Genomic DNA, 20,627 nt, shown 5'->3' with positions numbered 1-20,627 from the left:
GGAACCATTTTTAGAGACAATGGAACAAAGAGAGTAACTGGCTTACATGCTTGGAGTCAAACGGACAAAACAGCGCCACTCGCTTCAGCACGAGCAGCAGCAAAAATGGCTTTCATATGAGCAATACGCTCTTCTCTGGTGGAACCTTTAACTTCAACACCAGGTACAGCACTTTGAATTTTCACCACTTCAGCAAAAAATTGCTGTTGGTTCATATCTTTAGTGCGTTTCATGGCTAGTGCCTCTTTTCTCATTTTCACAGTTCTAGTGCTCATTTTTAGAACAAACACTAGGCCTGTTTTGATTATAACAACAGCACCTAATAAGTGAAACGATCTTTGCGGTTTCTTCACCAACTAATGTTAATGATTCTCAATTTAACTTACCTCCCATATGGAAGTATCATCTGATACTCCATAGAGCCTTAGAAAACGATGCATACGCCTTGAGGCAACAAGGTGTGTTAGCCATCTGATGAACAAATCGGCCATAAACCGGTGGTATTTCTAAACCCACCATATTCGATGAAGATATAGCATTGCTTATGGTGGCTGGGCGTTCAGGAAGGCGGACAATGGACTGGGATAAATCACAGAACAATTGGGGATAGCTCTCAGCAAAACTTGCATGACAAGGGCGGTTACTGTGATCAACCTCTCAATGTATTGATTTGATTCGTTTTACCCCGACTCGCCCCCGATAAGTCACTAACTTATTGAAGAAAAAGAACTCTTTACATTCTGCATCGGCAAGTAAGCCGGTTCGGCAAACAATAAAAAGCCCGGGCTCATCCCGGGCTTTTTGTTGTGCGTTTTTTGTCCGCGAACCTAGAGGCGGCGCAGGCACCACATGAAGTAAGCGCCCCCTAACAGGGTGGAGACCAGCCCGACCGGCACCTCCTGCGGGAAGAGGATCTGCTGACCGACCCAGTCAGCCGATACCATCAACAGGGAGCCGGAAGCGGCGGCCCCAAGCAGGTGCCAGCGTGCCCGCACCAACCCCATCAGCTTGGCCATGTGTGGCGCCAACAGGCCGACGAAGGAGAGCGGCCCCACCACCAGGGTGGCGCTGGCAGTGAGCACGGCCACCACCAGCAGGATGGCGAGCTGGGCACGGTTGAGGCGAATGCCCAGCGCGGTCGCCATCGCCCCCCCCATCGGCAACAGATCGAGCCAGCGGCTGACAAGCAGGCAGGCGGCCAGCATCAACAGTGCCAGTCCCACCAGCCCATAGGCCACCGGCAGGGTGACGTAATAGGTGGAGCCGGACATCCAGGAGAGCAGTTGCTGCACCCGCATGTCGCCGTTGGCCAGCGCGATGGCCTGCAGCGGCTCAAACAGTGCGGTGATGGCGATACCTGAGAGCAGGATCCGCTCCGGCTGGAAGCCGTGCTTGCGATTGACCACCACCAGCAGCAGCAGGCAGCCAAACGCACCGAGCAGGCCACCGGCCAGCATCAGCGGCAGAGGCAACGCGGGCAGCAGCAGCGCTGTGGTAATCACTCCCATAAAGGTGCCGCCGCTCACCCCCAGCAGCTCCGGACTCGCCATCGGGTTGTTGCTGACCCGCTGCAACAGGGTGCCCGCCAGCGCCAGCAGCACGCCAGCCGCCCCCGCCGCCAGAGTGCGCGGCAGTCGCCACTCCAGCTGGGCCTGCCAGCGGAGCCAGCTCGGCCAACTCCAGCCCGTCACTCCCTGACCCAACAGCAGGGAGGCGACCATGGCCAGCAACAGCCCGACCAGCAACAGGCCGATAAGGCGAGCCGGTGCCGGATGGCGGGCCACCAGCAGGCCGGCGTTTGCCTTTGGCGTACCCGACTTGATGCCAAGGCGCGGGATCAGCCAGAGCAGCAGCGGAGCCCCCAGCATGGCTGTCATGGCGCCAGTGGGGATCAAGACTGGCCAGAAGCGGCTCAGACTCTGCAGCAGCAGATCGGTCGCCGCCAGCAGCAGGGCGCCGAGGATCGGTGCCCACAACAGGCGCTGGCCAAGCTGGCGGATCCCGAGCAGCCGCACCATGGCGGGCGCCGCCAGCCCGATAAAGCCGATCAGCCCCACCACGCTCACCACGCAAGCGGTGACAAACACCGCCAGCCCCAGTCCGGCAAAACGCAGATGCTGCAGGGAGACCCCCAGACTGCGGGCGCTGGCATCATCTAGCTCCAGCACCGCCAGCGGGCGTACCAGCACAACGGCCAGCACCGCAGCTGCCAGCAGGCGGGGCAACAGGTAACTCACCCCGCTCCAGCTATTCTGCACTAGCGAGCCACTGCCCCACACCAGCAAACCTTTCAGCTCCTCCTGAAAGAACAGCAAGAGCCCCATGCTGATGGCCGCCAGATAGAGGTTGATCACCAGCCCGGCAAAGACGATGACCACCGGATTGAGCTGACGACGCCAGGCCAGGGCAAACACCAGTGCCATCGCGAGGCAGCCACCGGCCATGGCGATCCACTCCCGTCCCAACAGCAACCAGGAGGGGGCAAACAGGGTCACCATCATCAACGCCAGTTGGGCACCGGAGGCCACCCCCAAGGTGGTCGGTGACGCGAGCGGGTTGCGCAGCACCTGCTGCATCAGGGTACCCGCCAGCCCGAGAGCCGCCCCGGCCAACAGGGTGACAGCCAAGCGGGGTAGCCAGCTGAAATGCACCACCGCTTGGCTGACATCATCCAGATTGGGGGCGAAGAGGCTCTGCCACCAGAGCGCACCGGGCAGCTGGCGAGCCAGCTCCCAATACGCGAGCAAGAGGATCAACCCCAGCAGGATCGAGACCGGCCGCAGCAGCGGCGATGTGAGCAGTCGCTTCATCGGCTAGCCTCCATACGCTCGGCATCTTGCAGCAATGCATCGCTGAGCAGACCGGCGAAACGGCGGGCGGCCAATACGCCGCCAAAACTCCAGACCGCAGGCAGATGCAGCACGGGCGCCTGCCGTACCAGTGGCAGATGCTGCCACAGCCCAGGCTCCTGCAGCCGTTCACTCACCCCGACCGGAATGGGATCGACCACCACCAGCCGCGCGGTTGGCAAGGTCATGAACTGCTCGATGCTGACCACCGAGAAACCCCAGTCATTGGTCTGCTCCTGCCAGCCATTACGCAGCCCGAGGCGCGTCATCACCGCATCGAACAGGCTGTGGCGACCAAACACCCGCACATGGCGCTCATCGATAAACTGCACCACCAGCAGGGGCGGCAAATCCGCAGGCAATCTGGCCTGCATACTGGCAAGATCCCGATCCAGCCCGGCCAGCAGCCGTTCGCCCTCGGCGGTTTTGCCCACTATACGGGCGAGGGTCAGGGTCACCTCGTGCAGCCGCTGCCACAGATCGGTTTGCCCATCATAGAGGGCGATGGTGCTCACCGGCGCGATGCGGGAAAGAGTTGGCGCCAGCGGGGCCGCCAGCGGCGAGATGAGGATGCGATCGAGTTTGAGCTCCGCCAGCAGCTCACGGTTGGGCTGGGTACGCAGGCCGATATCCACCACTCCGGCAGGTAGCCGTGGCTCGCCGACCCAGGCCTGATAGGGACCAGCATCCCCCACCGCCAGCGGAGTCACCCCGAGTGCCAGCAGGGTTTCGGCTATGGTCCAGTCGACGGTGGCGATACGGGGTAGCGGTGCAGAGGCGATCGGGGATGTTTCGGCCTGCGCCACAAGTGGTAACAGCAGGCTGATAAGGCAGGGTGCCATTTTCTTAAATAAACGGTTCAAGAGAGCCCCCGGTCAGACGATGGCGATGGGATGGGCATGGGCCGGGTGGCGAATGACCTCCATCGGGATGCCATAGATGGCGTGCAGGGTCTCGCTGGTCATGATCCCCTCAGGTTCGCCGTGGGTGAGCAGGCGGCCGGAGTGGAGCGCCACCAGCCGATCACAGAAGCGGGAGGCCATATTGATGTCGTGAATGACGATGATGACCCCGAGGTTTAGCTGACGGCTCAACTGCTTGACGAGCGTGAGCACCTCCACCTGATGGGCCACATCCAGCGCGGCCAGCGGCTCGTCCAGCAGGATGAAGCGGCTCTCCTGCGCCAGCAGCATCGCCAGCCAGACCCGCCCCCGCTCGCCGCCGGAGAGGGTATCCACCAGCCGATCGGCAAAGCGTTCGGTATGGGTAAGGGCGATGGCCCGATCGACCTGACGGTGATCCTCCGCCCCCATCCGGCCCAGCAGGCCGCGCCAGGGGTAGCGGCCCATCTCCACCAGCTCCCTCCCGAGCAGATTCTCGGCGCTCGGCAAATGCTGGGGCAGATAGGCCACCTGACGGGCAAACTCCCGATTGCCCCAGTCGGGCAGCGGCTTGCCATCGAACAGGATCTCGCCGTCGCTGAGGGGTTGCTGGCGTGCCAGCAGCTTGAGCAGGGTCGATTTGCCCGACCCATTGTGGCCGATGAGGCCATAGACCTGTCCCTGCTCGAAACGCAGGTCGGTGGGGTACAGCAGCGTGCGATCATTGACCGTGAAGCTGGCTGATTTCATCTCGAACATAAGCAATTCCTGTGCTGGCTTGCCGCCAGTCTCATCGGTGCCGGCATCAAGCCGGCACCTCGCAATCCAGATGGGCGATCGCATCGCGGCTCACTTCGGCGCGGCGTGCCCCGGTCAGCTCGGTGAGCTGGCCCTGGCGCATCTCCAGCAGGCGATCGGCCAGCGGGAAGTAGTGATCGTCGTGACTGATGGCAATCACCGTCTTGCCCATCTCCTTGAGGCGCGGCAGCAGCACCTGATAGAAGATGCGGCGGAACTGGGGATCCTGATCCGCAGCCCACTCGTCAAACAGCATCACCTCGCGCTGCTCGGCCAGCGCCAGCAGCAGGGCGACCCGCTTGCGCTGCCCCTGAGAGAGTTCGATATCGGCGATAAAGCCATCCTCGATGGTGAGCTTGCTGCCCATCTGCAACCGCTCCAGCCACTCGGCCACCAGCTCATCCTTGGGTTCCGGCCCCAGCAGGTGCTGGAACAGGTGATAATCGGTGAAGATGGCGGAGAAGAGCGCCAGATAGCCGTTGCGATCGGTGACGGGTTCACCATCCAACAGGATCCGGCCCGATACCGGCTGGTAAAGGCCGGTCAGCAGCATGGCCAGGGTCGACTTGCCGGAGCCATTGCCACCGATGATGAAGATCTGCTCCCCCTTTTCGATGACCAGATCAATGGGGCCAACGGCAAAGCCGCCCTCCCCCTGATAGTGAAAGCTCACCTGCTCCAGCTCGATACGCTGCCAGGGTCGGATGGCGGGCGGCAGCGGGAAGTCCGCATCCGGCTCGGCCAGATTGAGGGCGGCGATCTTGTCGAACGCCACCTGAGCGGCAAGCAGGGTCGGCAGGGCGCCAATCCCCTGCAACAGCGGGGTGCGCAGGAACAGCAGGGTCAGGGCGAAGGTGGCGGCCACATTGGTGTTGGCCCAGCCAAGGCCGTTGGCCAGAAAGAAGACCAGACCGATGGCCCCCAGCATCATGATATTCGACCAGTTCACCGCGCTCAGGTGATAGGTGTCGGCGCGGATGATCTGCTGGCGGTAGTCACGGGCATTTTGCTCATAGAGCTGGTGGTAAACGAAGTGAGCCCGCTCGCGGTTGAGCGCCAGCTCCTTGCTGCCGGCGATGATGGCCTGATAGTTCTGATAGAGCCGATCTTCGGCCTGACGCATGTGGGAGAGATGGCGATAAACACGGTTCACCAGCAGCCAGCCCACCACCATGGTGACGGTGACCCAGAGCGCGGTCACCCCGAGCAGGGCCGGAGAGAGCCAGCCGAGGTAAAGGGCAGAACCCAACGTGAGTACCAGCCCCTGCACCAGCTCCGGCAGGCGCACGAAGGCGATGGTGATTTGGCCGATATCGCTGGAGAGGGAGGCCAGTAGCGGCCCCTGACCAATCTGGCGGATGCGGGCGACATCGGTATCCAGCAACTGCTTGAGCAGGCGTCCACGCAACCGGTAGACAAAATGGTGACCGAGAGTGGTCAGGGCCAGCTGAGATCCGAGTGTGATCACCAGCAGCAGCACAATCAGGCCGACCAGCTGACCGAGGATCGGCAGCGGATCACCTATAGATTCGATAAGAGACTGATTGATAAAAGCAATGACGCCAATCCCGCTGACGGCACTGAGCAGACTGAGCAGAGTAATGGTGATAAAGGGCCAACGATATTGGCGATAAACCAGAGACAAGAGTTCCATAACGGACCGGTATTCCAGAGAGATCAGAACAACTGCGGGTGAAAAGAAGGGCGGGAACCCGGTTCCCACCCGACTTCGATTACCAGCGGTAGTTGATGCTGCCCACTACGCTGCGCGGCTCGCCGTAGTAGCAGTAGTAGTCACAACTGGCCACGTAGGTTTCACCCAGCAGGTTGTTGACGTTGAGCTGGGCACGCCAGTTCTTGGCAAAGTCATACCCGATCATCGCATCCCAGACGGTATGGGCCGGCACCTCGGCAGAGCCGTAGATGGGGGTATAGTCCGCATTCACGGCGCCAATACCCACGCTGGAACCGATATAACGCACACCGGTCCCCAGCTCCAGACCCGAAGCCACCCCTTGCTGCACCTTGTAGTTACCCCAGAAGGAGGCCTGGTGGCGCGGGATCAGGCTGGCACGGCGATCGCCACTGCCGGTGTCGTTGGTTTTGGCATCGGTGTAGGTATAAGCAGCGGTCAGACGCAGCGCATCTGTTACCTGCACGCTCCCTTCCAGCTCAATCCCCTGAGAGGTCACTTCACCCGCCTGGGTCTGCTGGCCGGAACCGGTAGAGACCAGCGAGTTGGTCTGGGCCAGATCGAACAGCGCCAGATTGATGTAACCGTCGAGGAAGGCAGGCGCATACTTCACGCCGGTCTCGTAGAGCTTGCCCTTGAGCGGCTTGTAGGAGTTTCGGGTGTTGGGATCGATCCCCGGCAGCACTTCGAACGACTCGGCATAGGCAAAGTAGGGAGAGAGGCCGTTGTCAGCCAGATACATCAGGCTGCCCGAGAGGGAGAGCTCGTGATCGTACTGGCGCTCGTCCTTGCTGGTATTGGTGTTGTGGGTCTCCACATAGTCAAAACGGCCACCGCCAGTCAGCAACCAGCGATCGTCCCAGCGGATCTGGTGCTGGGCATAGAGGCCGCTCTGGCCCTTGGAGCTCTTCTGGTGAGTGGCGGTCGACTCGTCAAAACCGGGGAAGCCGCTGTAATCCGGGTTCATGGTATTGATGGAGCCCATACCGTAGTTGTCGGCCTCGACCCCTTCATTGACGTGACGCTGCAGATCCACCCCCAGCAGCAAGGTCTGCTCCGTGCTGTCGGTGTTCCAGTAACCCACCATCTGGTTATCCATGGTGGCACTCTTGGTATTGCCATCGCGGTAAACCAGACCACGACTGGCGGTTGTGCCTTCATAGGTCGGGAAGATATAGGTCTGGCGCAGCAGCAGATCGTTGTAGTTGAAGCGGACGTTCTGCTTGAACTCCCAGGTCTGGTTGAGCTGGTGGGCCAGCTCATAACCGGTGGAGATCTGGGTATTGCGGTTGCGATCGTAATCCGGCTGGCTCAGGTTGGTGGAGGGATCAATCTGGCCACCTGACGTATTCAGGGTGCCATAGACCGGGAAAAAGCCGTTGGTCGGGACCCCTTCGTCGTGCAGGAAGCTGGCCAGCAGGGTCAGGCTGGTACGATCCGAAAGATCGAAGGTGACGCTCGGCGCCAGATAAACCCGATCGTTGTAAGTACCGGTAAGCACCCCATCACGCTCTTTATAGAGAGCAACCATGCGGTAACGGCTGTTGTCGGAGAGCGCGTCAGAGACGTCCACCCCGACCTGACGATGATCCCGGCTGCCAAGCTGCAGATCCACCTGCCCTTGCGGCGTGGCGGTCGGTCGCTTGCTGATGGCATTGATCACCCCGCCCGGAGGCGCCTCACCGTAAAGGATCGAGGCTGGCCCCTTCAGCACTTCCACACTATCCAGACCGAACGGTTCCGGCGTCCAGACGTAGTAGCCGGTGCCAAACAAGCGGTTGCCATCCAGATAAGAGGCGGCATCGAAGCCACGCACCTTGAACCAGTCGGTGTTGTTGTCTGAGCCATAGAGGCCAGTCAATACGCCTGAACGGTAGCGAATCGCTTCATCCAGCTGCAACACGGCGTGCTGATCCAGTTCTTCGCTATTAACCACGGAGACGGCGCGAGGGGTCTCAGCCATCGGCACTTCCACCTTCATGGCCGTACCGGTCACCACCATGGTTTCGCTGGCTTTGGGCAGTTCAGCTGTGGTTTGTTCGGCCATCAGCGGCAGGGAGACGAGCAAACCGGAGAGCGAAAGCACGCCGAAGGCGCCCTTCTTGCCGGGTCCTGTAGTGTATTTTTGCGCAATCATATTAAAGTCTCGTTTATCAATGAGTTATGTTGTTTTAATTGTTATTTGTGGTCGTTTGTCACGACATCACCCTGTTCCATGGGCGAATAAAGCAGCGCAATCCTACTACAGGAGCCGTGATCGAATCGATTCAATAATTGCTAATCATTTGCATCTACATTGTTATCTAGCTGCATCGTTGGCAGGATTTCGCGGGAGATGGGAGCCATCAGGAGAGCTATTAGCGGAGAAGAAAATGGAGAGGAATATAAAGAAGCAGAAAAAAGATCGGCAGGATGGATCCGGTGGCATTATCTGACTGGATCCATTATCCCCAAGCTTTATCCATATTTATCCACACCCTTTGGCGGTAGAATCCGGCTTTCCGTTTCTTTGTCTGAAATCAGGATCCATTCCATGGCCAAAATCAATCTCGTCGTCGGCTCCATGCTGGGCGCCGCCGAATATGTCGCAGACCACGTCGCCAACCTGCTGGAACAGGCTGGCCACCAGACCCGGATCCACAACCCGGCCAAGCTGGCAGAGGTGCTGGATGATGTGGGATCCATCCTGCTGGTGGTCACTTCCACCCATGGTGCCGGGGATGTGCCCGACAACCTGCACCCCTTCGCCAAGGATCTTGCAGAGCAGCATCCGGATCTTAATTCATTGAAATATGGCGTGATCGCCCTTGGTGACAGCAGTTATGACACCTTTTGCCAGGGTGGCAAGACGCTGGATCGGCTGCTGGCCGAGTGCGGTGCCTGCCGGATCGGCGAGCGGCTCGACATTGATGTGACCCAACACGAGATCCCCGAAGATGCCGCAGAAGTGTGGATCCGCGACTGGATGACGATGATCGCCTGATCAGCGTACGGGAGATCCTGAAAAAAAGCTTGATCTCCCCATTTATCCCCAGATCGACTATCCACCATGTTATTAACAGATTGATCCGGGGGAGTTGTTCTACAAGGTTACCCACAACGCCCAGGGGTAATGTGCATAACTACGGTGTAAAGCTCTGCAAAACCTATAGTTATCCATGTATTAGATCCAGACCGACAGACCTCTGTGTATAAAAGTCCTGGTTATCCCCTCGTTCACCGAGCCAGGATCCAAGCTTTTCCACAAGCTAGGATCGTCCTTAAATTAATGATCTTTATGATCAAAAAGTGCTTATCAACAGAAAGGGCGGATCCTAATAAGAGATCCAGTAAAAGATCGATCTAAAGATCCTTAAGATCTAATTAGTGGATCCTCCCTTCATACTGAACGTTAAGTAGACGTTCCCCTCAGGACGCGAAACAGATAGAATGTTCCGCCCTTTAGCCCAGGCAAATAAAGATCTTCAGGCGTGCAGATCAAGGTGATCCCAATGCAATATCATGAACAATTTGATGTGATCGTCGTCGGTGGCGGTCATGCCGGAACCGAAGCAGCAACAGCGGCAGCCCGTATGGGCATGAACACCCTGTTGCTGACCCACAATATCGATACGCTGGGACACATGTCCTGTAATCCGGCGATCGGCGGGATCGGCAAGGGACACCTGGTCAGGGAAGTTGACGCACTCGGCGGGATCATGGCGCGTGCCATCGATCTTGGCGGGATCCAGTTCCGCACCCTCAACTCCTCCAAGGGCCCGGCGGTGCGAGCCACTCGTGCCCAGGCGGATCGCCTGCTCTACAAGGCCGTCGTTCGCCAGATGCTGGAGAACTACCCGAACCTGAAGATCTTCCAGCAGGCTTGTGACGATCTGATCATGGACGGGGATCGTGTTGCCGGTGTGGTCACCCAGAGCGGGATCCGCATCAGCGGCAAAACTGTGGTGCTGACGGTCGGTACCTTCCTGAACGGGTTGATCCACATAGGGATGGAAAACTACAAGGGCGGCCGTGCCGGGGATCCTCCCTCGATCGCCCTGGCCCAGCGCCTGCGCGAACTGCCGCTGCGCATCGATCGTCTCAAGACGGGCACCCCGCCGCGCATCGATGCCCGCAGCGTCGATTTCTCCGTCATGCAGGAACAGCACGGCGACGATCCTCGTCCGGTCTTCTCGTTTATTGGCGATGCCAGCCAGCATCCCCGTCAGGTGCCATGCTACGTCACCCACACCAACGAGCGTACCCACGAAGTGATCCGCAATAACCTGGATCGCAGCCCCATGTACGCCGGGGTGATCGAGGGGATCGGCCCTCGCTACTGCCCGTCGATCGAAGACAAGATCACCCGTTTCGCCGACAAGACGGCGCACCAGATCTTCGTCGAGCCGGAAGGCCTGACCACCCACGAACTCTATCCGAACGGGATATCCACCAGCCTGCCGTTTGACGTGCAGGTGCAGATCGTCCGTTCTGTGCGCGGCTTCGAGAACGCCCACATCACCCGCCCCGGCTATGCCATCGAATATGATTTCTTCGATCCGCGGGATCTCAAGGCCAACATGGAGAGCAAGTGCATTCCAAACCTGTTCTTCGCCGGCCAGATCAACGGCACGACCGGTTACGAAGAGGCAGCGGCACAAGGCCTGATGGCCGGTTTGAACGCGGCCTTGCGTGCCCAGGACAAGGATCCCTGGAACCCGCGTCGGGATCAGGCCTACATGGGCGTGATGATGGATGATCTCTCCACCCTGGGGACCCGCGAGCCTTACCGCATGTTCACCAGCCGCGCCGAATATCGCCTGCTGCTGCGTGAAGACAACGCCGATATCCGCCTGACAGCCATTGGTCGCGAGCTGGGTCTGGTGGATGACGAGCGCTGGAGCAAATTCAACGCCAAGATGGAACAGGTCGAGCTGGAGCGTCAGCGCATGCGTTCAACCTGGATCCACCCGCAACATCCGTCACTGGAAGCGGTCAACGCCCTGGTCAACACCCCGCTGACCCGCGAACAGAGTCTGGAAGAGCTGTTGCGTCGTCCCGAGGTGACCTATGATGCGCTGATGGCCATCGAAGGTGTCGGTCCTTCCGTGACCGATCCTGCCGCGGCCGAACAGGTTGAGATCCAGATCAAGTACGCCGGTTACATCGAGCGTCAACACGATGAAGTGGAAAAGCAGCTGCGCAACGAGAACACCCTGCTGCCGCTGGATCTGGACTATCGCGAGGTGAACGGCCTCTCCAACGAGGTGAAAGCCAAGCTGAACGATGCCAAGCCGCAGACCATTGGTCAGGCTTCCCGCATCTCCGGCATCACCCCGGCGGCCATCTCCATCCTGCTGGTTCACCTGAAAAAACACGGCCTGCTGCGTAAAACCGCCTGAGGAATCCCATGTTGGAAAGATTGAACGGCCTGCTCAAGCAGGCCGAAATTGTTATCACCGATACCCAAAAGAGCCAACTGGTGCAGTTGGTCGAGTTGCTGCACAAGTGGAACAAGGCTTACAATCTCACCTCGGTGCGAGATCCGGACGCCATGCTGGTCAAGCATATCCTCGATAGCCTGGTGGTAAGCCCCCACTTGCACGGTGAGCGCTTCATCGACGTGGGGACCGGTCCCGGCCTGCCGGGATTGCCGCTGGCGATCATCAATCCGGACAAGCAGTTCGTCCTGCTCGACAGTCTGGGCAAGCGGATCAACTTCATCCGTCAGGTGATCCAGGAGCTGGGTCTGACCAATGTGACGCCGGTCAAATCCCGGGTTGAAGAGTATCAACCTGAGGTGGGATTTGATGGTGTACTGAGTCGGGCATTTGCCTCGCTGGAGGACATGCTGAGCTGGTGTCACCACCTGCCGTCAGAACAGGGCAGCTTCCTGGCGCTCAAGGGACAATATCCCGAGCAGGAGCTTGCCCAGTTGCCTGCCAATATCCGTCTGGTAGCCTGTCATGAGTTGCGGGTGCCGGAGCTGGAAGGCGAACGTCATCTGCTGGAATTCAAACATATCCAGCCCGAATAGGGTCGCAGTTTCATTTAGGGGATCGTGTGGGAAAAGTCATCGCCATAGCCAACCAGAAGGGTGGAGTAGGTAAAACCACCACCTGTGTGAATCTGGCCGCCTCCATGGCTGCCACCCGGCGCAAGGTGCTGGTGATCGATCTGGATCCGCAGGGCAATGCCACCATGGGCAGCGGTGTTGACAAGTATGACGTCGAGCGCACCGCCTATGAGCTGCTGATCGAGGATGCCCCCATCAGCGAAGTGATCATCCCCGAAACCACCGGGGGGTATCACCTGATTGCCGCCAACGCCGACGTGACCGCGGCCGAAATCCGTCTGATGGAATTTTTCGCCCGCGAAATCCGCCTGCGCAATGCGTTGGCCTCGGTGCGGGACAAATACGACTACGTCTTCATCGACTGCCCGCCCTCTCTCAACATGCTGACCGTGAACGCCATGGCCGCCGCCGACTCCGTGCTGGTGCCCATGCAGTGCGAATATTACGCGCTGGAGGGGCTCACCGCCCTGGTCGACACCATCAGCAAGCTGGCCGCAGTGGTCAATCCGGAGCTCAAGATCGAAGGGGTGCTGCGCACCATGTTCGATCATCGCAACCGGCTGGCCAATGATGTGTCCGATCAGCTAAAACAGCACTTTGGCGACAAAGTCTACCGCACCATCATTCCCCGCAACGTTAGACTGGCTGAGGCCCCGAGTTTCGGTGCCCCGGCCATGCACTATGACAAATCATCGGTGGGCGCCAAGGCCTACCTGGCACTGGCTGGCGAGATCCTGCGCCGCCAGGAGCAGGAACGTCAGGCGACCATCGCAGACCGAGAGAGCATATGACTCCGAAAAAACGTGGACTGGGCAAGGGGCTGGATGCCCTGCTCAGTACCAGCACGGCTGCCCGCCAGAAACAGGTGATGAGCGATCAACGTACTGAGGAAGCCATGGCCCCCACCAATCAGGGCGAGCTGCGCAAGCTGCCGGTGGAGTGGTTGCAGTCCGGCAAGTACCAGCCCCGCAAGGATATGTCCCAGGATGCACTGGAAGAGCTTGCCAACTCCATCCGTGCCCAAGGGGTGATCCAGCCCATCGTGGTACGCCCTCTCGGCGAACAATCCTTCGAAATCATTGCCGGTGAGCGGCGCTGGCGCGCGTCCCAGCTGGCGCGGCTTGAGGTGGTGCCCTGTATCGTCAAGGATGTACCCGACGAGGCTGCCGTCGCCATCGCGCTGATTGAGAATATTCAGCGGGAAGACCTCAATGCCATCGAAGAGGCGGTCGCTTTACAAAGACTGCTGACCGAATTCGAACTCACCCACCAGCAAGTGGCCGAGGCGGTGGGCAAGTCCCGCACCACTGTGACCAACCTGTTGCGTCTCAACCAGCTCAACGACGATGTGAAGCGTTTCGTCGAGCACGGCGACCTCGACATGGGCCATGCCCGTGCCCTGCTGGCTCTGAGCGGCCAGGCCCAGTCCGAACTTGCCAAGCTGGTTGCCCAGAAAGGGCTGACCGTGCGCGATACCGAGAAGCTGGTGCAAAAAGCGCTCGAACCGGCAAAAGCCAGGGTCGAACCGGCCCGTGATCCGCAGATCGGCTACCTGGAGCGCCAACTGGCAGAAAAAATTGGCAATCAGGTGCAACTTCAGCCTGGCAAGCGGGATAGCGGGAAGTTAGTAATAAGTTACGAGAATTTGTCCGATTTGGACCGTATATTGGGCTATTTTGGCGTGTCGGAATCGTGATTTTTACGCTTTTTGTAGTAATAAAACATCCATTCCTTTTGATATGACCATAACCCTGATTTGCCGCGGAAAGCCGCAAAAATTAAGGATTTTTGTCATATTGCAATAGCTGCCCTCAAGGGTATAATTTGACCGGCTTTAAGAGCTGTTAACATGGGGTCTTCGGATCCCGATTTTTTACAGTTCTGTAATGTTCAGGGGTAGGTTGGTGAAGCAGAAAATAGCCTTGGAAGGTTTGACACTGGCCTTGGTTATGCTCGTTTGTCAGCTCATCCTGATCCTGGCGATGAGTGCCGTCTGGTTTTACCTGACTGGTGCCAGCGCCGGTTATTCCGCCCTCTATGGAGGGGGGATGTACTGGGTTCCTCAAGCCTTGTTTACTGTCTGGGTGCTGCGCCGCAAGGTGACAACCGAGAGTGTGGGCTTGGTTTTGCGGGACTTTTATGGTGGGGCAGGGATTAAGCTCATTTCTACAACAGGTCTATTCGCCCTGATGTTTGGTGCGGGAGTCGAGGTCGTTACCGTCTCGTTTTTCGCCACTTATATCCTCGCCCTCGTTGTACAGTGGATGGTTTCATTCACGCTTAACAACCACTATTAGGAAAACTCATGTCTGCAACCGGAGAAGTCCTGACTCCTCAGGGATATATCTCCCACCACCTGACCCACCTTCAAGTCGGGTCCGGGTTCTGGACGGTCAATATCGACTCAATGGTATTTTCCGTCGTGCTAGGCGCCCTGTTTATCCTGCTGTTCCGCAAAGTAGCCGTTAACGCTACCAGCGGGGTGCCGGGTAAGCTGCAGTGCTTTGTGGAGATGCTGGTCGAGTTTGTGAATGGTAACGTCAAAGACATCTTTCACGGTCGCAACAAGGTCATCGCACCTTTGGGGCTGACGGTGTTTGTGTGGATCTTCCTGATGAACTTCATGGATCTGATCCCCGTTGACTTTATCCCTCACGCTGCACAATTGATGGGTATTCCCTATCTGCGTGTGGTTCCCTCTGCTGACGTTAACATCACCATGTCCATGGCTTTGGGCGTGTTCTTCTTGATCCTGTATTACAGCATCAAGGTCAAGGGTATCGGCGGGTTTGTGAAGGAGCTGACGCTTCAGCCTTTCAACCACCCGGCGGCCATCCCGGTTAACCTCATCCTGGAAACTGTTACGCTGATTTCCAAACCTGTTTCTCTGGGTCTTCGACTGTTCGGCAACATGTATGCTGGCGAACTGATCTTTATCCTGATTGCTGGTTTGTTACCCTGGTGGTCACAGTGGATCCTGTCCGTGCCTTGGGCAATTTTCCACATCCTGATCATCACTTTGCAGGCATTCATTTTCATGGTTCTGACCATCGTCTATCTGTCGATGGCGCAGGAAGACCATGGTTGATGCAACTCAAATAATCCTTTTTATACAATCAATTACATCTAAATAACTGGAGATCCTCATGGAAAACTTGAACATGGACCTGCTGTACATCGCTGCTGCAATGATGATGGGTCTGGCTGCTATCGGCGCTTCCATCGGTATCGGTATCCTGGGTGGCAAGTTCCTGGAAGGTGCTGCTCGTCAACCGGATCTGATCCCTGTTCTGCGTACCCAGTTCTTCATCGTAATGGGTCTGGTGGATGCGATCCCGATGATCGCCGTTGGTCTGGGTCTGTACGTGATGTTTGCGGTTGCTGGCTAAGTCGTTACGACTCTCCAGGCATAACCCATTAACTAACTTAAGAGGACATCGGCTGTGAATATCAATGCCACCCTCCTCGGCCAAGCAATTGCTTTTTTCTTCTTCGTAGTGTTTTGCATGAAGTACGTATGGCCGCCGCTGATTGCAGCCATCGAAGCCCGTCAGAAAGCTATTGCTGACGGTCTCTCTTCTGCCGAACGTGCCAAGAAAGATCTGGATTTGGCCAAGGCCAACGCCACCGATCAGCTGAAAGAAGCCAAGCTGCAGGCTGCTGAAATCATTGAGCAGGCTAACAAACGTAAAGCCCAGATCATTGATGAAGCTGCCGCTGGTGCCCAATCCGAGCGGGAAAAAATCCTGGCTCAGGGCCGTGCCGAGATCGAAGCTGAACGTCATCGTGCCAAAGAAGAACTGCGTAAGCAGGTTGCTGCTCTTGCCATTGCTGGTGCAGAGAAGATCCTGGCGCGTCAAATCGACCAGGCTGCCAACAGCGACATCGTCGACAAACTGGTAGCAGAACTGTAACGGGAACGGGGCTATGTCTGAACTGACTACAATCGCTCGCCCCTACGCCAAGGCTGCTTTCGAGTTTGCCGTTGAGCACAAGGCGGTTGACCAGTGGCTGGGTATGCTCGGTTTCGCTGCGCAAGTAGTGGAAAACGAGACCATGCACAACCTGGTAAACGGCTCTGTGGCCGCCGAAGAGCTGGCAACGCTGTTTGTCGGTGTCTGCGGTGAGCAACTCGACGTGCATGGCCAGAACCTGATCCGGGTGATGGCCGAGAATGGTCGCTTGGGTGTGCTGCCGGCGGTCGTTGCTGAATTTGTAGCGTTCAAAGCTGAACTGGATAAAGAGGTTCAGGCTGACGTGATTTCGGCGATCGAACTGACCGACCAGCAGAAAGCCAATATTCAGGCTTCTCTGGAACAACGTCTCGCGCGCAAAGTGAAGCTGAATTGCAGCATCGATGCGTCCTTGATGGCCGGGGTGCTCATCAAGGCCGGTGATCTGGTAATCGACGGCACAGTCCGCGGTAAGCTGGATCGCATGGCTGACGCGCTGCAATCTTGATTGGGGTATTAGAGCATGCAACTGAATTCCACTGAAATCGCCGAGCTGATCAAGCAGCGCATTGCGCAGTTTGATGTAAAGAGCGAAGCGCGTAACGAAGGTACTATCGTCTCTGTGAGCGACGGTATCATTCGTATTCACGGCCTGGCTGATGCCATGCAGGGTGAGATGATCGAGCTGCCGGGCAACCGCTACGCTCTGGCATTGAACCTGGAGCGTGACTCCGTTGGTGCGGTGATTATGGGTTCCTATGACGGTCTGTCAGAAGGAATGAAAGTAAAAGGTACTGGCCGTATTCTGGAAGTGCCGGTAGGTCGTGGTCTGTTGGGCCGGGTGTTGAACACCCTGGGTCAGCCGATCGACGGTAAAGGTCCGATCGACAACGATGGCTTCTCGCCGATCGAAGTGATCGCACCGGGCGTTATCGAGCGTAAGTCTGTTGACCAGCCGGTCCAGACCGGTCTGAAAGCCATCGATGCCATGATCCCTATCGGTCGTGGCCAGCGTGAGCTGATAATCGGTGACCGTCAGGTTGGTAAGACCGCCATCGCGATCGACACCATCATCAACCAGAAAGATTCCGGCATTAAGTGTGTCTACGTTGCGATTGGCCAGAAGGCCTCCACCATCGCCAACGTAGTGCGCAAGCTGGAAGAGCACGGTGCCCTGGCCAACACCATCGTGGTGGTTGCCTCTGCCTCCGAAGCGGCTGCTCTGCAGTACCTGGCTCCGTATGCCGGTTGCTCCATGGGTGAGTACTTCCGTGACCGCGGTGAAGACGCGCTGATCATCTATGATGACCTGTCCAAGCAGGCCGTAGCTTATCGCCAGATCTCCCTGCTGCTGCGCCGTCCGCCAGGACGTGAAGCTTACCCGGGTGACGTTTTCTATCTGCACTCCCGTCTGCTGGAGCGTGCTGCTCGCGTTAACGCCGAGTACGTAGAGAAGTTCACCAAGGGTGAAGTGAAAGGCAAGACCGGCTCTCTGACCGCGCTGCCAATCATCGAAACCCAGGCGGGTGACGTGTCTGCGTTCGTTCCGACCAACGTGATCTCCATCACCGATGGTCAGATCTTCCTGACTTCACAGCTGTTCAACTCCGGTATTCGTCCGGCGGTTGACCCGGGTATCTCTGTATCCCGTGTAGGTGGCGCTGCTCAGACCAAGATCGTCAAGAAGCTGTCCGGTGGTATCCGTACCGCGCTGGCCCAGTATCGCGAACTGGCGGCATTCGCCCAGTTCTCTTCCGATCTGGACGAGGCGACTCGCAAGCAGCTGGATCACGGTGTGAAAGTGACCGAGCTGATGAAGCAGAAGCAGTACTCTCCGCTGAGCGTGGCTCACCAGTCTCTGGTGCTGTTCGCCGCCGAGAAAGGCTATCTCTCCGATGTCGAGCTGAACAAAATCGTCGACTTCGAAGCCGCTCTGCTCTCTTACGCCAATACCCAGCATGCCGAGCTGATGGCTGAAATCAATGCCAAAGCCGACTACAACGACGCGATCGTTGGCAAGCTGACTGCGTTGCTGGATAGCTTCAAAGCAACCCAGACCTGGTAAGCGTGTGTGGCAGCGCAAGCTGCCACTTGATGGAGAGTAAGAGATGGCCGGCGCAAAAGAGATACGTAACAAGATCGGGAGTGTGAAAAACACTCAGAAGATCACCGGCGCTATGGAAATGGTGGCAGCAAGCAAAATGCGCCGTGCGCAGGAACGCATGTCTGCCAGCCGTCCGTACGCTGAAACCATGCGCAAGGTGATCGGCCATATCGCTCAGGGGAACTTGGAATACAAGCACCCCTACCTCATCGAACGTGAGGTCAAGCGAGTGGGTTACATCGTCGTCTCCACCGACCGTGGCCTGTGTGGTGGTCTGAACATCAACCTGTTCAAGGCTGCCCTCAATGATATGAAGCAATGGAGCGCGAAAGGTGCCAAGGTTGACCTGGCACTGATCGGTAACAAGGCCTCCAACTTCTTTGAACGGCACGGCGCCAAGGTTAAAGCTCATGTCGCAGGACTGGGCGATAGTCCGAGCGTCAATGACCTGATTGGTTCAGTCAAGGTCATGCTGAAGGCTTACGACAACGGTGAGATTGACAAGCTGTATCTGGTGTACAACAAGTTCGTCAACACCATGGTGCAGCAACCACGGGTCGATCAACTGCTGCCTTTGCCCGTAACTGAAGACAGCAAGCTCGCCAAGAAACACCACTGGGATTACCTCTATGAGCCAGATCCCAAGAAGCTGCTGGATACCCTGCTGGTTCGCTATGTCGAATCTCAGGTTTACCAGGGGGTAGTGGAAAACTTGGCAAGTGAACAGGCAGCCCGAATGGTTGCCATGCAAGCCGCGACTGACAACGCCGGTAACCTGATTAACGATCTGCAACTGGTATACAACAAGGCCCGTCAGGCCAGTATTACCCAGGAGCTGACAGAGATCGTATCCGGTGCTGCTGCGGTGTAAGGCAAGGGTTATCAAAGGTTTAGAGGATTTGACATGAGTAACGGTTTCATCGTCCAAATCATCGGCGCTGTGGTGGACATCGAGTTCCCGCAGAATGCCGTGCCCCAGGTGTACGATGCACTGAAGGTCGTTAGCGAAGGTCAAGGCCAGGGTCTGGTGCTGGAAGTTCAGCAACAGATCGGTGGCGGCGTCGTTCGTTGCATCACCATGGGCTCCTCCGACGGTCTGCGTCGTGGGTTGGAAGTAGTGAATAGCGGTAAATCCATCCAGGTTCCGGTCGGTACTGCGACTCTGGGTCGGATCATGAACGTACTGGGTGAGCCAATCGACGAAAAAGGTCCGATCGGTGAAGAAGAGTGCTGGTCTATCCACCGCGCTGCCCCCAGCTACGAAGATCAGTCCAACAGCAACGATCTGCTGGAGACCGGCATCAAGGTTATCGACCTGGTATGCCCGTTCGCCAAGGGTGGTAAGGTTGGTCTGTTCGGTGGTGCCGGTGTAGGCAAAACCGTAAACATGATGGAGCTGATCCGTAACATCGCGATCGAGCACAGTGGTTACTCTGTGTTCGCCGGTGTAGGTGAGCGTACCCGTGAGGGTAACGACTTCTACCACGAGATGATGGAGTCCAACGTACTGGACAAAGTATCTCTGGTTTACGGTCAGATGAACGAGCCGCCCGGAAACCGTCTGCGCGTTGCGCTGACCGGCCTGACCATGGCCGAGAAGTTCCGTGACGAGGGTCGTGACGTGCTGTTCTTCGTGGACAACATCTACCGTTACACCCTGGCCGGTACTGAAGTATCCGCACTGCTGGGCCGTATGCCTTCCGCAGTAGGTTACCAGCCGACCCTGGCCGAGGAGATGGGTGTTCTGCAAGAACGTATCACCTCCACCAAGACCGGTTCCATCACCTCCGTACAGGCCGTTTACGTTCCTGCGGATGACTTGACTGACCCGTCTCCGGCGACCACCTTCGCCCACCTGGATGCGACCGTCGTACTGTCCCGTCAAATCGCGGCACTGGGTATCTACCCGGCCGTTGACCCGCTGGACTCTACCTCTCGTCAGCTGGATCCGCTGGTGGTTGGCAAAGAGCACTACGAGACCGCTCGTGGCGTTCAAACCGTACTGCAGCGCTACAAAGAGCTGAAGGACATCATCGCCATCCTGGGTATGGATGAACTGTCAGAAGAAGACAAACTGACCGTAGCCCGTGCCCGTAAGATCGAGCGTTTCCTGTCCCAGCCGTTCTTCGTAGCAGAAGTGTTTACCGGTTCTCCGGGCAAATACGTGCCGCTGAAAGAGACCATCCGTGGTTTCCAGGGCATCCTGAAAGGCGAGTATGACGATCTGCCCGAGCAGGCGTTCTACATGGTTGGCGGTATCGACGAAGTCGTCGAGAAATCCAAGAAACTGTAAG

19 protein-coding genes are annotated in these 20,627 nt (G+C 57.6%); 13 read left to right on the top strand and 6 right to left on the bottom strand.

The genetic code is table 11. The features are described 5' to 3' along the window. Positions 1 to 56: 56 nt before the first annotated feature. The 6 genes from AB5Z05_RS12560 to AB5Z05_RS12535 all read right to left on the bottom strand — a co-directional run bounded on the left by AB5Z05_RS12560 (position 57) and on the right by AB5Z05_RS12535 (position 8,358). Complete coding sequence (locus AB5Z05_RS12560) at positions 57 to 233, bottom strand: hypothetical protein (RefSeq protein WP_368151723.1); 177 nt, start codon at positions 231 to 233, stop codon at positions 57 to 59. Between the two features lie 594 nt (positions 234 to 827). After that, positions 828 to 2,810: a Fe(3+)-hydroxamate ABC transporter permease FhuB gene (gene fhuB / locus AB5Z05_RS12555; protein ID WP_368151721.1), complete on the bottom strand. Its 1,983-nt coding sequence runs from the start codon at positions 2,808 to 2,810 to the stop codon at positions 828 to 830. Further along, positions 2,807 to 3,691, bottom strand: coding sequence for an ABC transporter substrate-binding protein (locus AB5Z05_RS12550; RefSeq protein WP_128836553.1), 885 nt, complete (start codon positions 3,689 to 3,691; stop codon positions 2,807 to 2,809). Before AB5Z05_RS12550 ends, fhuB begins: the two co-directional genes overlap by 4 nt. 33 nt (positions 3,692 to 3,724) lie before the next feature. After that, positions 3,725 to 4,489, bottom strand: a complete 765-nt coding sequence (locus AB5Z05_RS12545; RefSeq protein WP_128834583.1) for an ATP-binding cassette domain-containing protein — start codon at positions 4,487 to 4,489, stop codon at positions 3,725 to 3,727. Positions 4,490 to 4,535: 46 nt separating this feature from the next. Continuing rightward, a complete protein-coding gene (locus AB5Z05_RS12540; protein ID WP_368151719.1) occupies positions 4,536 to 6,182 on the bottom strand; it encodes a multidrug ABC transporter permease/ATP-binding protein in 1,647 nt (548 codons plus the stop codon). A gap of 79 nt (positions 6,183 to 6,261) precedes the next feature. Further along, entirely contained in the window at positions 6,262 to 8,358 is a 2,097-nt protein-coding gene (locus tag AB5Z05_RS12535) for a TonB-dependent siderophore receptor (protein ID WP_368151717.1), read from the bottom strand. A 396-nt stretch (positions 8,359 to 8,754) separates the two neighbouring features. Here AB5Z05_RS12535 and mioC point away from each other — a divergent pair, with 396 nt between their 5' ends. From mioC to atpD, 13 genes are all read left to right on the top strand, one after another. Continuing rightward, positions 8,755 to 9,204: an FMN-binding protein MioC gene (gene mioC / locus AB5Z05_RS12530; protein WP_168769980.1), complete on the top strand. Its 450-nt coding sequence runs from the start codon at positions 8,755 to 8,757 to the stop codon at positions 9,202 to 9,204. Positions 9,205 to 9,712: 508 nt separating this feature from the next. After that, complete coding sequence (gene mnmG, locus AB5Z05_RS12525; RefSeq protein ID WP_058056584.1) at positions 9,713 to 11,602, top strand: tRNA uridine-5-carboxymethylaminomethyl(34) synthesis enzyme MnmG; 1,890 nt, start codon at positions 9,713 to 9,715, stop codon at positions 11,600 to 11,602. Between the two features lie 8 nt (positions 11,603 to 11,610). Then, the gene (gene rsmG / locus AB5Z05_RS12520) at positions 11,611 to 12,237 is read left to right on the top strand and encodes a 16S rRNA (guanine(527)-N(7))-methyltransferase RsmG (protein WP_031227633.1); all 627 of its coding nucleotides are present in this window, start codon (positions 11,611 to 11,613) and stop codon (positions 12,235 to 12,237) included. A gap of 26 nt (positions 12,238 to 12,263) precedes the next feature. Further along, positions 12,264 to 13,067, top strand: a complete 804-nt coding sequence (locus AB5Z05_RS12515) for a ParA family protein (RefSeq protein WP_005357226.1) — start codon at positions 12,264 to 12,266, stop codon at positions 13,065 to 13,067. Beyond that, entirely contained in the window at positions 13,064 to 13,972 is a 909-nt protein-coding gene (locus AB5Z05_RS12510) for a ParB/RepB/Spo0J family partition protein (protein ID WP_005342343.1), read from the top strand. Before AB5Z05_RS12515 ends, AB5Z05_RS12510 begins: the two co-directional genes overlap by 4 nt. A gap of 190 nt (positions 13,973 to 14,162) precedes the next feature. Next, positions 14,163 to 14,573, top strand: coding sequence for an ATP synthase subunit I (locus AB5Z05_RS12505; RefSeq protein WP_019445506.1), 411 nt, complete (start codon positions 14,163 to 14,165; stop codon positions 14,571 to 14,573). Between the two features lie 8 nt (positions 14,574 to 14,581). After that, the gene (gene atpB / locus AB5Z05_RS12500) at positions 14,582 to 15,364 is read left to right on the top strand and encodes a F0F1 ATP synthase subunit A (protein ID WP_005339335.1); all 783 of its coding nucleotides are present in this window, start codon (positions 14,582 to 14,584) and stop codon (positions 15,362 to 15,364) included. 58 nt (positions 15,365 to 15,422) lie between these two features. After that, positions 15,423 to 15,665 (top strand): F0F1 ATP synthase subunit C, encoded by a 243-nt coding sequence (gene atpE / locus AB5Z05_RS12495; RefSeq protein ID WP_005307205.1) that lies wholly within the window; start codon positions 15,423 to 15,425, stop codon positions 15,663 to 15,665. 54 nt (positions 15,666 to 15,719) lie between these two features. Beyond that, a complete protein-coding gene (gene atpF / locus AB5Z05_RS12490) occupies positions 15,720 to 16,190 on the top strand; it encodes a F0F1 ATP synthase subunit B (RefSeq protein ID WP_005339336.1) in 471 nt (156 codons plus the stop codon). Between the two features lie 13 nt (positions 16,191 to 16,203). Beyond that, positions 16,204 to 16,737 (top strand): F0F1 ATP synthase subunit delta, encoded by a 534-nt coding sequence (gene atpH / locus AB5Z05_RS12485; RefSeq protein ID WP_005339341.1) that lies wholly within the window; start codon positions 16,204 to 16,206, stop codon positions 16,735 to 16,737. 15 nt (positions 16,738 to 16,752) lie between these two features. After that, positions 16,753 to 18,294, top strand: coding sequence for a F0F1 ATP synthase subunit alpha (gene atpA, locus AB5Z05_RS12480; protein ID WP_005339342.1), 1,542 nt, complete (start codon positions 16,753 to 16,755; stop codon positions 18,292 to 18,294). Positions 18,295 to 18,337: 43 nt separating this feature from the next. Then, complete coding sequence (gene atpG, locus AB5Z05_RS12475) at positions 18,338 to 19,204, top strand: F0F1 ATP synthase subunit gamma (protein WP_005339343.1); 867 nt, start codon at positions 18,338 to 18,340, stop codon at positions 19,202 to 19,204. Positions 19,205 to 19,237: 33 nt separating this feature from the next. Further along, a complete protein-coding gene (atpD, locus tag AB5Z05_RS12470; protein WP_005339344.1) occupies positions 19,238 to 20,626 on the top strand; it encodes a F0F1 ATP synthase subunit beta in 1,389 nt (462 codons plus the stop codon). The last annotated feature ends 1 nt before the right edge of the window (position 20,627 follow it).

The sequence above is a fragment of the Aeromonas sp. R2-4 genome, from assembly GCF_040908365.1.
Taxonomy (GTDB): domain Bacteria; phylum Pseudomonadota; class Gammaproteobacteria; order Enterobacterales; family Aeromonadaceae; genus Aeromonas; species Aeromonas veronii.
The sequence above is the reverse complement of the archived record's forward strand: the minus strand, read 5'-3'. Positions and strand labels throughout refer to the sequence as shown.